Source organism: Enterobacter cloacae complex sp. P15RS (assembly GCF_014895905.1).
In the GTDB taxonomy this organism is placed as follows: Bacteria; Pseudomonadota; Gammaproteobacteria; order Enterobacterales; family Enterobacteriaceae; genus Enterobacter; species Enterobacter quasihormaechei.
Genome location: NZ_JADBQL010000002.1, coordinates 115941 through 129546, shown reverse-complemented (window position 1 = coordinate 129546; position 13606 = coordinate 115941). Strand labels below are relative to the sequence as shown.

Below are 13606 nucleotides of genomic sequence, written 5' to 3'. Positions count from 1 at the left end.
GTTCTTTCCCTCGGCAGGTTTATTAAGTTATAACAGCTTTTATCTAAAAAAACAGGAAAGAGAGTGATTAATTTCACGAAAATTTAACTTAAATTTTTAAATGTATTAATATTTAAATTTTAGTTAAGTCTCGTTAAACATTCTCCTGTGCCATTTTTAATATATTCACCAAGTTTATATTTCTATCCTGCGGCATACGGTTTGATCGTTGAGACCCGCAACGGGCGCAGGTATAGTACTTACTCAGATGTAGCCGGAGGATTTCCATGAACCCTGACGACAAATCACTTTTCCTTGACGCCATGGAGGATGTCCAGCCGCTCAAACGCTGCACGGATATTCACTGGCAGCAGAGCCGCAACACGCGGGCGCGTCAGGAAATGGATACCGAGCAGCTGGATAACTTTCTGACGCTGGGGTTTCTTGAACTGCTACCCCTCGAAGAGCCGCTGATGTTCCAGCGGGAAGGGGTACAGCAGGGAGTATTTGATAAGCTGCGTTCCGGCAAATATTCCCGTCAGGCCAGCTTAACGCTGTTACGCCAGCCCGCGGAGCAATGCCGCCAGCAGGTATATTCCTTTATTCGCCAGGCCGGACGTGACGGGCTGCGCAACCTGATCATCGTGCACGGTAAAGGGCGTGAGCAGCAATCGCACCCTAACGTGGTGCGCAGCTATCTTGCGCGCTGGCTGACCGAGTTTGACGAAGTACAAGCCTTTTGCGAAGCGCAGCCGTATCACGGCGGCAGTGGAGCATGCTATGTCTCGTTGCGTAAGTCTGAGGAAGCGAAGCGAGATAACTGGGAGCGCCACGCCAAGCGTAGCCGCTAATCAGCCAGGCGGGCGACAGGCTCGCCCGCCCGTCACTCAGAAGGTTTCCCAGTTTGCGTCGGAGGAATTTGCGCCTGCCGTTGACGGGCGCAGCAGTGCGGGCGCTTTCACGTTTTCAGGACGGGATGCCGGAGAAGCCTGAGCATTCAGCCTGAAAGCCGCCACGGCCTGGCGCAGCTGTTCTGACTGATCTTCCAGCGCGGCGGCTGCCGTTGCCGATTCCTGTACCAGCGCGGCGTTTTGCTGCGTAACGCTGTCCATCTGCGAGACCGCCAGGCTGACCTGTTCAATACCGCGGCTTTGCTCGTCAGACGCCGACGAGATTTCACCCATAATATCGGTCACGCGCGTCACGGCCGCGACGATCTCCTTCATGGTTGCACCCGCCTCGCTCACCTGTTCAGAGCCGGTATTCACCCGGCTGACGGAGCTCTCAATAAGCCCTTTGATCTCCTTCGCCGCCTGCGCGCTGCGGCTGGCCAGCGTCCGTACTTCACCTGCCACAACCGCAAAGCCGCGACCTTGTTCCCCGGCACGCGCGGCTTCAACCGCGGCGTTCAGCGCCAGAATGTTGGTCTGGAAGGCAATGCTATCGATAACGCCGGTGATATGCGCAATTTGCTGAGAACTGTCGGCGATGTCATTCATGGTACGCACCACGTTATCCACGACCTGACCGCCGCGAGCGGCGGTTTCAGACGCATTTTTCGCCAGCAGCGTCGCCTGACGGGCATTATCCGAGTTCTGTTTGACGGTGGCCGTCAGCTCTTCCATGCTGGCGGCGGTCTCTTCCAGCGAGGCGGCCTGCTGCTCGGTGCGGGCGGAAAGGTCATTGCTCCCGGCGGCAATTTCCCCTGCGCCCGTGTAAATGGAATCCGTGCTGCCGCGCACGGCGCTGACGGTGCTCACCAGCGACTGCTGCATCTCGTGCAGGCCGGCGGCCAGCTGGCCCATTTCGTTGCGCCCGGAAATATCGACGTTTTGCGTCAGATCGCCGCTCGCGATGGTGCGAATATGGTTCATGATGGCGTTGAGTGGACTCAATAGCAGATGCTGTAAACCCTGCCAGATCACGACCAGCACGATGATAACGGTCAGGAAAATCGCCGCCAGCGTCCACTGCATCTGTGTAAAGCTACTCTGGTTCTCGTCGGCGGCGGCTTTCAGCAGAACGTTGTTTTCGGCGCGCCAGCGGGTATAGACCGCCTCCATCTCATCCTGCGCCTGCTGGGCGTCCAGGTCTCCATAGGCCTGATAGTTATCGGCGCGCAGATACGCAATGGACAAGCGCATCACCTCGTGCATGTGCTGCCAGGCCTTCTGCATCTCTTCGGTAAGGGCGGGATCCTGACCGTTAACCTGCGGGATCTCCTGCCAGTTTTTATAATAGCTTTCGGCTTTGGTCAGCGAACCGTTCGCGGTACCCAGCAGCGTGTTTATCGCCGCGAGAGAAGCCGGGTCACGCTGGTTTTTCAGGTAGCGGATCGCCACGCGGGTGACGGTGACGCGCGTTTTAATCAGCGTGTTAACGCTGTCGCTCAGGCTCTCCTGTTGGGCATTGAGCAACCCGGAGTTTTGAAAGTTGTGACGATCGTTGTTAACGGCAGAGTAGAACAACCCTCCCGTGACAACTTGCAGCAGACAGAATATGGTGAGGGCAAAGAGAATACCGGTAATCACGTGCAGATTTTTCAGCATAGCGGTCGTCCGTAAGAGAAGAGGCAGGGTTACATCAATACTATCGTCGTAGCGAATTTAAACTTTAATTTTACTATTGCTTAACTAATGGTTTCGTTGCGGAACCTGTTGTAAATCCGGATCATTTTTATGAGGAAGGTCAGCATGAGCAGCATTGATAAAAGCGGCACGATCACGCTCGGAACGCGTACGGTTAAACGGTTTGGCTATGGTGCAATGCAGCTTGCCGGACCGGGGGTTTTTGGTCCGCCAAAAGACAAAAATGCCGCGCTGGCGGTGCTGCGTGAAGCGGTGGCGGCGGGTGTGAATCACATCGATACCAGCGATTTTTACGGCCCCCATGTAACCAACCAGCTCATCTGCGAGGCGCTTCATCCATACCGGGACGACCTCACGATTGTGACCAAGATCGGTGCCCGACGCGGTGAAGATGCCTCCTGGCTACCGGCGTTTTCCGCGCAGGAGCTGACGCAGGCGGTGCATGACAACCTGCGTAACCTGAAGCGGGATGTGCTGGACGTGGTTAACCTGCGGATTATGTTTAGCGCCCACGGGCCGGCGGAGGGATCGATTGCCGAGCCGCTAAGCACCCTCGCGGAGCTGCAACAGCAGGGACTGGTTCGCCATATAGGGCTGAGCAACGTCACCGCTTCACAGGTTGCTGAGGCGCAGAAGATGGTTTCCGTGGTGTGTGTACAGAACATGTACAACGTGGTGAATCGTGGTGACGATGCGCTGGTCGATTCGCTGGCGGAGCAGGGGATTGCCTGGGTGCCGTTCTTCCCGCTGGGGGGCTTCACGCCTCTGCAATCTTCCGGGCTACAGGCGGTAGCGGATTCACTGGGTGCGACGCCGATGCAGGTGGCGCTGGCATGGCTGCTGCAACGCTCGCCAAATATCCTTTTGATCCCGGGAACCTCTTCGGTGGCGCATCTGCATCAAAACCTGGCGGCAGCCGATCTGGTGTTACCGCCTGAGGCGCTGGAGACGTTAAATTCGCTGGTGAAGTAATCCCGACGGCAACGGAAGCCCGGAGAATGTTTCGGGCTTTTGTTGTTTACGATCCAGTCTGACTCTGTTGACGGTGAAGCGCTAACGCTTCCGCCACGATTTCCTGCTTACTTTTCCGTGTTTCATACGCAGTGATGCGGATGTACTCCATCAGCGCGGGATCGATGCGGGCGCTTAACATCCTGAGATCGGCCTCCTTTGCTAAACCGCGAGCGACACGCTTATCGGGATAATCACGGGCGGGCATTGAAAACGTCCTCCAAAAATTGTCTTGCTGTTTTGTGCTGTAAAATATGCGCTAGTCTCAATGTAAAGTCAATGAATAGTGATCGCGTAGTGATTGTGATTTGGGGTCGTTATGGTTGAAGTCTTAATGAAGTGTTCATGTAGTGTCTGCGTTATCCACGCTGTGAATCCGCATTTATGCAGAAAGTATCATTTACAGTTCTGTTAATGACTGAATGTTTAACACACCCATGAATAATTTCTGCCTGAAACTTAATTCAGGTTAATCTCTCTGCTTATTAATGGGTATTGCGTAATTAAATCTATTGTCTGAGGGCTCAGCTGTAAAAATCTGAGGTTATAAGAACGGCCTTGCCGGGAAATCCTGATATTCATCCTTTAAGCAACGCCTGGCTGGTCATATATTCCAGCGATGGCGAGGGAGTTAGCGATATTCACTTATTGCACCCAGCTAAACCCATGCAATTACGCTGGTTTTCATTTCTTACCACATAATAGCTTTTGTCTACGTTCTCTTTTTAATTTATGCTTCGCATACGAACAATTAGCGTTGTGCAGGGTTTTAGCATCGTGGCAGTTAATAAAACCCTGCTTTATATAAAGAAATCAGGAGATTCATTTTTATGTCAGACAATAATCCCCGCCCGTTCGGCTGGTTAGGCCTGTGGTGCCTGCTGGTGGGTGTGGTACTTCTTGTGACGGGGCTGTTCTTTGCCATCGGCGGTTTTAAACTGGTTACCCTGGGAGGGAGTTGGTACTTTCTCATTGCCGGGGTTATCACACTGCTCTCTGCAATCCAGTTCTTCCGCCGCAAGTCTTCCGCCGTGGGGCTGTTTGCCCTCGTGTTTCTTGGCACCCTGATTTGGGCATTTTATGATGCCGGACTCGACTTCTGGCCGCTGGTTTCCCGTTTGATGGTACCCGCCGGGCTGATGGTGCTGGCAGCAGCCAGCTGGCCTGCACTGCGCAAGCGTGAAGGAAAACCGTCCTCCACAAAAGGGGCGATGGGGGTCTGTGCAGTCCTTATTATCGGCATGGGCGTCACGTTTGTTCAGATGTTTCAACCCCATCCGACCGTGCCGTTTAGTGGCGACAAGCGCCCCCTGGTGCCGGTAAAAGACGAGGCGAAACAGCAGAACTGGGATCACTACGGTAATACGGCCGGCGGCAGTCGCTTTGTGGCGCTGGACCAGATCACCCGTGACAACGTGAAAGATCTCAAACCGGTCTGGACCTACCATACCGGTGACATTCCGCTAAGCCCGGATGGCAATGGCGCAGAAGATCAGCAAACGCCGCTACAGGTAGGCGATCGTGTCTTCCTGTGTACGCCGCATAACAACGTGATCGCCGTGGATGCCGACAGCGGTAAAGAGATCTGGAAAGCGGAAATCAACGCCAAGTCTGCCATCTGGATGCGCTGCCGTGGGCTGGCGTACTTCGATGCCACCAAACCGCTGGTGCAGCCAACGGTAGCCGGCTCCACGCCGGTTCTGCCTGCGCAGGTCGCACCGGGCGCAGCATGCCAGCGTCGTATTCTGATGAATACCATTGACGGTAAGCTGATCGCGTTAGACGCCGATAACGGCAAATTCTGTCCGGACTTCGGCACTAACGGCAGCGTTAACCTGCATGAAGGGATGGGCGATGTGTCAGATCCCACCTACGTGTTGACGTCGGCCCCAACCCTGGCGGGCACCACGGTCGTGGTGGGCGGGCGCGTTGCGGATAACGTAAGCACCGATATGCCGGGCGGCGTGCTGCGAGGCTATGACGTGATCACCGGCCAGCTGCGCTGGGCGTTCGATCCGCGTAATCCGGATCCGAACTATGTTCTGAAGCCGGGCGAACACTACAAACGTAGCTCCGCAAACTCCTGGGCCCCTATGTCCTGGGATGCGTCGATGAATACCGTGTTTATCCCGATGGGAAGTTCCTCTGTTGACCTGTGGGGCGCTGACCGTATTCCGGAAGACCACAAGTACGCCACCTCAATCCTGGCGCTGGATGCGACAACCGGGAAAGAGAAGTGGGTATACCAGACCGTGCATAACGACCTCTGGGATTTCGATATTCCGATGCAGCCGAGCCTGGTTGATTTCCCAACCAAAGAAGGCAACAAGCCAGCGGTCGTGGTGGGCACTAAGGCGGGGCAGATTTACGTTCTCGATCGCCTGACCGGTAAACCGCTCACCGAAGTGAAAGAGGTTCCGGTAAAACCAGCAGATATTCCGCGTGAGCAGTATCCGGCAACGCAGCCACGTTCCGTGGGCATGCCGCAGATTGGCGCGGAGACCCTGAAAGAGTCTGATATGTGGGGAGCGACGCCGTTTGACCAGCTGGCCTGTCGTATCAGCTTCAAATCAATGCGTTACGACGGTCTGTACACGATGCCGGGCACCGATATTTCCCTGAGTTTCCCGGGCTCGCTGGGAGGAATGAACTGGGGCAGTCTGTCCACGGATCCGAACAACCAGTACATTTTCGTCAACGACATGCGTCTGGGTCTGTGGGTTCAGCTGATTAAGCAAGATCCGCAAAGCGCAGTGGCAAACACCGGCGGTGAAGCCGTGAACGCCGGAATGGGCGCCGTTCCTATGAAAGGGACGCCATACTCGGTCAACAAAAACCGCTTCATGTCACCGCTGGGCATTCCGTGCCAGAAACCCCCGTTTGGCACCCTGTCCGCCATTGACCTGAAAACGCAGAAAATCGTCTGGCAGGTGCCGGTCGGTACCGTTCAGGATACCGGTCCGTTTGGGGTAAAAATGCGCATGCCAATGCCTGTCGGTATGCCGACGCTGGGCGGTACGCTCGCCACTCAGGGCGGTCTGGTCTTTATTGCCGGAACCCAGGATTACTACCTGCGTGCCTTTGATTCCTCTACGGGGGAAGAAGTGTGGAAAGCGCGTCTCCCGGTGGGTAGCCAGGGCGGTCCTATTAGCTATGTTTCACCGAAAACCGGCAAACAGTACATTCTGATTTCTGCCGGCGGTGCACGCCAGTCGCCGGATCGTGGTGACTACGTGATTGCCTACGCGCTGGATAGGTAACAGCGAAATAAGCAGCCAGGCCCCGTCTTAGTACGGGGCTTTTTTTATGGCTAAAAATCACGCATACCGGGAAAGCGGCGGTTCCGGTCAGCCAGCGAAAAGCACCAGCCAGCGGCGGCGGCGGCGAGTCATTTCGCGCCACAGCGCGATGATCTCATCATGTTGCAGGGCACCGATAGCCTGCGGGGTTAACACCGGCAAACCATAGCGCTGGCGAAGGGCGGCCACTGCCGTGGTGCTGGCATCCCCCGGTGACCGGATCTGCGTCGCCAGCTGCTGTCGCAATAGGCTGAACCCGGATTCATCGCACGGCGTCAGCTCGCGCAAAAAGCGTTTACAGCAGCCCAGCAGATCCACGGGAGAACGGTCAGGTGACTGTAGGGCCAGCAGCAGGCCATCACGATCGGCAATACGCTGATAACGACAGCTGACCACGTAGCCAATTTGCTTTTCCACGCGCAGGCGCTGGAAAAATTGTGGTTCGCAGCATAGCGCCAGCAGCCGCAGCGCGGCGAGCGAAGCGCCCGGCGGCAGCGGAATAAACACCAGCAGCGCCGAGTCCGCGCTGGCGTGCGGGATACGTTCGATCCCGCCGGGACAATCGCTAAACGGCGACCCCTTAGCGTTAACCGGCGCCCGGAGCAGGCCAAGCTGCCGGGCTAACCCGTGCGCGTGTTCGGCGCTGCCGCCAGCTAACGCCGCCAGCCAGCCGTCCCGTGGCGGTTCCGATGCCAGCCGTTCAGGCAATTGCTTAAGCAGCTGACGGATCGCGATGCCTTCTGGCGCTGGCGTAACAGCCGGTGTGGGGCGGGAGAGGCGATCGGCAATCGCCCTGATGATGGGTTCCGCCGTCACCAATGCGTCAGGCAGCCGCAGGGTTAGCTGCCAGCTACCCTCAACCGTTTGCCACTCGCCGCTGCCGCCGATATGGCGCAGTTCAGCCAGAAGAGGGCGTAATTGTTTGCCTGCCGCCACACCCTGTGACTCGCTTACGCGCGAATAAAAAGGCCTGCGGAGGATCAGCGTCGGCGCTTGATCCTGCGCCGATAAATGCAGCAGCGGAACGGCTTCTGGCGTCAGGGCTGGGGCAGAATATTGGGTAGCCTGTGGGTAGAAGGAAAACGCAATGGGGCTCTCATCCGCAACCGGCTGGCGACGCCAGTGGCTAAGCGGCAGGGCAAATCCCTGGCTGGAAATTGTTCCGGCGGCGTCCATTTTTTTGCAGGCCAGATACGAGGTGGGCGCCGCCAGTAAGTCGGCACAGAAGGCGGAAAAATTAACCGGCGCCGCGCCGGGCGCAAAACCAAACGCCCGCTGGCGCAGCTGGTCAAGGGCCGACAGGGCGCTAAAGCGCTGCTGTGCCAGCCGATAATAATGCCTCTGTTGCTCTTGCGTCGTTTGCTGTAGGGCCCGCAGCCAGCGCGTGATATGCGGATCTATGGCCTCGGGCCGTTCGCCGTCAAGTGTTAGCGCCAGCCAGCCGTAATCGTCATCCTGATAAAGCCAGTCCAGCGATACCTCTTCTGCCAGCCCGCGCGCCCGCAGCTCGTCAATCAGGCTTCCGGGGGCCTCGTCCAGCAAGAATTCCCGAAGTAAGGTGACGTTGTCACATTTTCGGATTAGCGGACAGCGCCACAGCGCGGGTCGCTCCGTCACTGCCAGCTGATAATCTGCTTCAGCGCTAAGGCGTAACGGGGGGGCGGCTTCAGGCACACAACCTGAAGCAAAACCTGTCGCAAACGTATGGGCAAGCTCGGCTAGCGCATCCAGCGTTTGCGGTCCCTGTAGCCACAATTGCAGGTGTCCGGCCACATAATAGCGGCGATGAAAGTCGCGCAACGCGGCGTGCAGCGATCCCGTGTCTTGCCCCAGAGATTCATGGCTACCCACCTGAAAACGGCGAAAAGCCCCCGGTTGTTCCATTGCGTGGCGCGCCGCGGCTTCGCGCCGGGCGGCATCATGCTGCTGGATGAGCCTGTTTTCCGCATCAATGACCGCCACTTCGCGCTGGATGTCCTGCCGGGAAAGCAGCGGCGCCTGCACCATATCCCGCAGTCGTGCGACGCCGTCGGACAGGTTATCGGCGGCAACGTCGAAGAAAAACGCGCTGTGGCGAGCCAGTGTGGTGGCGTTGACGCTGCCGCCCTGACGTTGGATCCAGGCCATGAGCCGATCGTCGCCACGATAGCGCTCGCTACCGCGGAACAGCAGGTGCTCAAGCAAATGCGCGAGGCCGGCGAAGCGCGGTGGCTCATGATGGCTTCCGGCGCTCACGCGCACCAGCGCCGCCGCGCGCGCCGCCTGCGGCTGATGAACCAGCGTTGCGCGTAAACCGCCCGCCAGCTCAACGATGCGGATGGTCATTGTCGTTACAGTTCCCGGGTTTTATAGATAAGCTGAGAACGGGTTCGGTTGCGGAACTGAAGCTGGCCAATTTTCATATCGCTACAGGCTGCTTCGCGTCGCGCGTCCAGAATTTTATGATGATGCGGCGATTTGCTGCACACCGGATCGGCGTTATCAGCATTCCCGGTAAGCATAAAGGCCTGGCAGCGGCAGCCGCCAAAGTCTTTCTCTTTTTCATCGCAGGATCGGCACGGCTCCGGCATCCAGTCAAACCCGCGATAGCGGTTGAAACCGAAAGAGTCATACCAGATGGATTCCAGACTCTGCTCAAGCACCGAGGGGAATTCCACCGGCAGCTGGCGCGCGCTGTGGCAGGGCAGCGCCGTGCCTTCCGGGGTCACGCTGAGGAAAATCGACCCCCAGCCGCCCATACAGCCTTTTGGCCGCTCTTCGTAATAATCGGGAGTGACGAACAGCAGGTTGGTCAGATTGCCGCTGGCGGCCATTTTTTGCCGGTAGTCAGCGACCACGCGCTCGGCGCGGGCGATCTGTTCCTGCGTCGGCAGAAGCCCCTGACGGTTGAGGAACGCCCAACCGTAGAACTGGCAGGTGGCAAGTTCGACGTCATCGGCGTCCAGTTCGATGCACAGTTCGATGATCTTATCGATCTGATCGATATTGTGCCGGTGCAGGACGAAATTCAGCACCATCGGGTAATCGCGCGCTTTAACCGCTTTGGCCATCGCCAGCTTCTGCTGGAAGGCTTTTTTATTCCCCGCCAGCGCAGCGTTAAGCACTTCATCGCTGGCCTGGAAGCTAATCTGGATATGGTCCAGACCCGCCTCGCTGAACGCGTCGAGCTTGCTCTCCGTCAGGCCAATTCCCGAGGTGATCAGGTTGGTATAAAAACCGAGATCGCGGGCGGCGCGAATCAGCTCCGGCAGATCTTTACGCGTCAACGGTTCGCCGCCGGAAAAGCCTATCTGCACGCTGCCCATCGCCCGCGCCTGGCGGAAAACGTCGATCCACTGTTCGGTGGTGAGCTCCTGGTCCTGCCGGGCGAAGTCCAGCGGGTTAGAGCAGTAAGGACACTGTAGCGGACAGCGATAGGTCAGCTCCGCCAGCAGCCACAGCGGTGGATTGACGGCGGGTTTATTCTGGCTCACGGAAAATAATCCACTTCTGTTGATAAGCGATTTGCAGGAATTCAACGACGTCGTCATCCACGCCGCCGGCTTCCGGGAAGCGTTCGTTGAGTACGGCAATAATGGCTGCCGCATCGCGTTGGCCATCGACCAGTTCGAGGATGGCGGCCGCAGTGTCATTGAGTTTAGCCATGCCTTCCGGATAGAGGATCACATGGCTGTCCTGCGCGGCTTCCCATTGCAGGCGATAGCCGCGACGAAAGGCGACAATTGAGTTCTTTTGCATGCTTATACCAGTCGGGTTGTGTGCCAGGCCGCTTTGTCGGTGACCGTGTGATAAGGCGGACGCTGTAGCGCGTAGGCCATGGTCATCGCGTCGAGCATTGACCACAGGATATCGAGTTTAAACTGAAGGATCTCCAGCATCCTGTTCTGCTTTTCCGCGCTGTCACAGTAACTCTTCGCCAGCTCCAGACCGTGTTCAACGTCGCGGCTGGCTTGGCTGAGGCGGCTGCGGAAATAAAAATAGCCTTCCTCTTTGATCCACGGATAGTGCTGTGGCCAGCTGTCGAGACGCGACTGATGAATCTGCGGGGCAAACAGCTCGGTTAGCGAGCTGCATGCCGCCTCCTGCCAGTTGGCGCGGCGGGCGAAGTTAACGTAAGCGTCGACGGCGAAACGGACGCCGGGCAGCACGTGGCGTTCGCTGATTAAGTCGTCGCGGCTAAGCCCCACGGCCTCGCCCAGCTGGAGCCAGGCTTCAATACCGCCATCATGACCGTTGCTGCCATCGTGATCGAGGATGCGCTGCACCCATTTGCGACGCGTGTGCGGATCCGGGCAGTTCGCCATAATTGCCGCGTCCTTCAGCGGGATCGTCGTCTGATAGTAAAAACGGTTTGCCACCCAGCCCTGGATTTGCTCGCGGCTGGCCTCGCCGTTATGCATCGCAATATGGTACGGATGGTGAATATGATAATAGACGCCTTTCGCCCGGAGGGCGTGTTCAAACTCTTGCGGCGAGAGCGTTTCGCGAATGTGCATAGTTAGTCCTGAAGCGTGATGGTCATCCCGTCCCAGCTCACTTCTATTCCCTGCTGCGTGAGGGCGTGACGCTGCGGCGATTGCTCGTTTAGGATCGGGTTAGTGTTATTAATGTGTATCAGAATCTTGCGCTTTGCCGGCAGTGAGGCCAGCAGCGCCATCATGCCGTGTTCATCGCCGAGCGCCAGATGGCCCATGTCGCGGCCGGTATTGCGCCCGACGCCAGCGGCCTGGAGCTCATCGTCCTGCCAGACGGTGCCGTCAATCAGCAGACAGTCCGCTTTTTTAAGCCACGGCAGAATGGCGTCATCGGGTTCACCGAGACCCGGCGCGTAGAACAGCGTCTGACCGTTGCGGCGGTTTTCGATAAACAGCGCCACGTTATGCCCGGGCAGCGGGCGGTCGCGCCACGGCGAATAGGGCGGTGCGTTACTGGCGATGGGGACAGCGGTAAACTGCAAATCAGGGCAGGCTTCCACGCTAAAGGCGGTGAGCGGGGCGATCGGATGATGAATCAGGCCGCCGTTCCAGTGCCGTAGCATGGTAAAAATCGGGAAACCGCTGGTAAGATCTTCATGCACCTCGGGCGTACACCATACCTGATGCGGGCAGCCCTCGCGCAGGCTGAGCAGCCCGGTGGTATGGTCAATCTGGCTGTCGGTGAGAATAATGCCGCCAATATGCGTGCCGCGCAGAACCTCTTTCTTATTCAGTTCTGGCGTGTGGGCAATCTGCTGGCTGATATCGGGCGAGGCGTTACACAGCACCCACTCTTTGCCGTTATCGCTGACGATGATCGACGATTGGGTGCGAGGGGTCGCCTGAAGAGTACCGTTGCGCAAACCCTGACAGTTGGCACAGTTACAGTTCCACTGTGGGAAACCGCCGCCGGCGGCGGAACCGAGGACTTTAATAAACATGAAGATAGGCCAGGTAGTAAAACGAAAATGCCCGCACGGATGGCGGGCTGAGTGATTAGCGGTTGGAAATGTACAGCGTCACTTCCAGGCCAAGACGTAAATCAATAAAAGCAGGTTTCTTCCACATCGTTTTTTCCTCTTTAAAAATACAGCACTAACGCCATCGTTTGTGCCAGTTTTGTGATGGTCATCAAATAATGCGCTACAGGGGGGCAAAGCTCAACCCAAAATATGTAAGGAATTAACGTAATGTTTACAACGCAACCTATTGTTGCCAAACATTTTGCAATACCTTTTGCCAGTTGCCCCACAGCAGTTTATTCAGCACAAATTGATCATAGCCGCTATCGCGCAACGCGCCGATCAGCCGCGGTAAACCACTCACATCGTGCAACTCATCCGGCAACGTAATGCCGTCAAAATCGGAGCCGAGCGCGACGTGATCGTCACCCATGATGTTAATAAGATAGTCGATATGGCGAACGATTGTGCTCAGCGGAGTATCACTATCGCGTTTACCGTCGGCGCGCAGAAAGGCGTTGCCGAAATTAACGCCCACCACGCCGCCGCTGTCGCGGATAGCCAGCAGCTGCCGATCGGTCAGATTGCGCGGTTGCGGGCACAGCGCATGGGCGTTGGAATGGGTGGCGACCAGCGGGGAAGAGGAATGACGAGCGGTATCCCAGAACGCCTTTTCATTCATATGCGAGACGTCAATCACCATGTTCAGGGCGTTAGCCTGCCTGACGAGGGCGATCCCCTCTGTGGTGAGTCCAGGGCCGCTGTCCGGGCTGCCGGGAAATGCTCCGTTAACGCCGGTGCCGAAACGGTTAGCAATGTTCCAGAAAGGCCCAATGCTGCGCACGCCGGCGGCATAAAAGGCCCGTAGATCGTCTCCCTCGCCGTCAAAACCGCCCGCGCCCTCAATATGCGCCACCATTGCCAGCACCTTATCCTGACGGCAGCGTTCGATATCCGCCGCGCTCAGGCACAACCGCGCCCGGTCTGCGGAGTGTGCGATAAGCTGCTTAAGGATCGTCAACTGCTGCCAGAGAATGTCGATCGGCTCCCACGGCTCGCTGGCGTATTGCGGCGCCATGCGGGCGATATACGCCTGCGGCGGCACGAACAGCGCGAACAGCCCGCCGGAAAATCCGCCTTGCTGCATACGGGGATAATCGAGGTGTCCGTTCTCAATACCGGAAAAGAAAGCCGTTACCGGATCCTGGCGATGGTGAAGCCATAAGTTAAGCAACAGGTCATTGTGACCATCAAAAATCGCCATAGCGCGTCCCACTGTCTTGTATTGCCGA

General features: G+C 57.2%; 12 protein-coding genes. 3 read left to right on the top strand and 9 right to left on the bottom strand.

The window, feature by feature from the left end:
- Window positions 1-266 precede the first annotated feature (266 nt).
- Window positions 267-830 (top strand): DNA endonuclease SmrA, encoded by a 564-nt coding sequence (smrA, locus tag IM267_RS01320; protein WP_063866853.1) that lies wholly within the window; start codon window positions 267-269, stop codon window positions 828-830.
- Between the two features lie 36 nt (window positions 831-866).
- Here smrA and IM267_RS01315 read toward each other — a convergent pair whose 3' ends face one another.
- Window positions 867-2528 carry a methyl-accepting chemotaxis protein gene (locus tag IM267_RS01315; RefSeq protein WP_193032531.1) on the bottom strand — a complete coding sequence of 554 codons (1662 nt, stop codon included), beginning with the start codon at window positions 2526-2528 and terminating at the stop codon, window positions 867-869.
- 144 nt (window positions 2529-2672) lie between these two features.
- On the opposite strand from IM267_RS01315, the gene IM267_RS01310 reads away from it, so the two are divergent.
- Entirely contained in the window at window positions 2673-3539 is an 867-nt protein-coding gene (locus tag IM267_RS01310; RefSeq protein WP_193032530.1) for an aldo/keto reductase family oxidoreductase, read from the top strand.
- 46 nt (window positions 3540-3585) lie between these two features.
- Here the strand turns inward: IM267_RS01310 and IM267_RS21455 are convergent, their stop codons facing one another.
- On the bottom strand, window positions 3586-3720 hold the full coding sequence (locus IM267_RS21455; RefSeq protein ID WP_255507611.1) for a hypothetical protein: 135 nt from the start codon (window positions 3718-3720) through the stop codon (window positions 3586-3588).
- 688 nt (window positions 3721-4408) lie between these two features.
- Between IM267_RS21455 and IM267_RS01300 the strand changes: the two genes are divergently transcribed.
- A complete protein-coding gene (locus IM267_RS01300; RefSeq protein ID WP_193032529.1) occupies window positions 4409-6838 on the top strand; it encodes a glucose/quinate/shikimate family membrane-bound PQQ-dependent dehydrogenase in 2430 nt (809 codons plus the stop codon).
- An 87-nt stretch (window positions 6839-6925) separates the two neighbouring features.
- Here the strand turns inward: IM267_RS01300 and pqqF are convergent, their stop codons facing one another.
- The 7 genes from pqqF to IM267_RS01265 all read right to left on the bottom strand — a co-directional run bounded on the left by pqqF (window position 6926) and on the right by IM267_RS01265 (window position 13578).
- Window positions 6926-9202: a pyrroloquinoline quinone biosynthesis protein PqqF gene (pqqF, locus tag IM267_RS01295; RefSeq protein ID WP_193032528.1), complete on the bottom strand. Its 2277-nt coding sequence runs from the start codon at window positions 9200-9202 to the stop codon at window positions 6926-6928.
- A gap of 5 nt (window positions 9203-9207) precedes the next feature.
- The gene (gene pqqE, locus IM267_RS01290; RefSeq protein WP_193032527.1) at window positions 9208-10350 is read right to left on the bottom strand and encodes a pyrroloquinoline quinone biosynthesis protein PqqE; all 1143 of its coding nucleotides are present in this window, start codon (window positions 10348-10350) and stop codon (window positions 9208-9210) included.
- Window positions 10337-10615, bottom strand: a complete 279-nt coding sequence (gene pqqD, locus IM267_RS01285; protein ID WP_063451496.1) for a pyrroloquinoline quinone biosynthesis peptide chaperone PqqD — start codon at window positions 10613-10615, stop codon at window positions 10337-10339. The genes pqqE and pqqD overlap by 14 nt, the downstream gene beginning before the upstream one ends.
- Before the next feature lie 2 nt (window positions 10616-10617).
- Window positions 10618-11373 carry a pyrroloquinoline-quinone synthase PqqC gene (gene pqqC, locus IM267_RS01280; protein ID WP_022647953.1) on the bottom strand — a complete coding sequence of 252 codons (756 nt, stop codon included), beginning with the start codon at window positions 11371-11373 and terminating at the stop codon, window positions 10618-10620.
- Between the two features lie 2 nt (window positions 11374-11375).
- Window positions 11376-12293, bottom strand: a complete 918-nt coding sequence (pqqB, locus tag IM267_RS01275) for a pyrroloquinoline quinone biosynthesis protein PqqB (RefSeq protein ID WP_063451494.1) — start codon at window positions 12291-12293, stop codon at window positions 11376-11378.
- 55 nt (window positions 12294-12348) lie between these two features.
- Window positions 12349-12420, bottom strand: coding sequence for a pyrroloquinoline quinone precursor peptide PqqA (gene pqqA, locus IM267_RS01270; protein WP_002905689.1), 72 nt, complete (start codon window positions 12418-12420; stop codon window positions 12349-12351).
- Window positions 12421-12558: 138 nt separating this feature from the next.
- Complete coding sequence (locus IM267_RS01265) at window positions 12559-13578, bottom strand: dipeptidase (protein WP_193032526.1); 1020 nt, start codon at window positions 13576-13578, stop codon at window positions 12559-12561.
- Between the last annotated feature and the right edge of the window lie 28 nt (window positions 13579-13606).

What these genes read in the sequence shown, in the direction of transcription:
- smrA (WP_063866853.1), top strand. Translation starts at nt 267, where the DNA reads ATGAACCCTGACGACAAATCACTTTTCCTTGACGCCATGGAGGATGTC.
- IM267_RS01315 (WP_193032531.1), bottom strand. Translation starts at nt 2,528, where the DNA reads ATGCTGAAAAATCTGCACGTGATTACCGGTATTCTCTTTGCCCTCACC.
- IM267_RS01310 (WP_193032530.1), top strand. Translation starts at nt 2,673, where the DNA reads ATGAGCAGCATTGATAAAAGCGGCACGATCACGCTCGGAACGCGTACG.
- IM267_RS21455 (WP_255507611.1), bottom strand. Translation starts at nt 3,720, where the DNA reads ATGTTAAGCGCCCGCATCGATCCCGCGCTGATGGAGTACATCCGCATC.
- IM267_RS01300 (WP_193032529.1), top strand. Translation starts at nt 4,409, where the DNA reads ATGTCAGACAATAATCCCCGCCCGTTCGGCTGGTTAGGCCTGTGGTGC.
- pqqF (WP_193032528.1), bottom strand. Translation starts at nt 9,202, where the DNA reads ATGACCATCCGCATCGTTGAGCTGGCGGGCGGTTTACGCGCAACGCTG.
- pqqD (WP_063451496.1), bottom strand. Translation starts at nt 10,615, where the DNA reads ATGCAAAAGAACTCAATTGTCGCCTTTCGTCGCGGCTATCGCCTGCAA.
- pqqC (WP_022647953.1), bottom strand. Translation starts at nt 11,373, where the DNA reads ATGCACATTCGCGAAACGCTCTCGCCGCAAGAGTTTGAACACGCCCTC.
- pqqB (WP_063451494.1), bottom strand. Translation starts at nt 12,293, where the DNA reads ATGTTTATTAAAGTCCTCGGTTCCGCCGCCGGCGGCGGTTTCCCACAG.
- IM267_RS01265 (WP_193032526.1), bottom strand. Translation starts at nt 13,578, where the DNA reads ATGGCGATTTTTGATGGTCACAATGACCTGTTGCTTAACTTATGGCTT.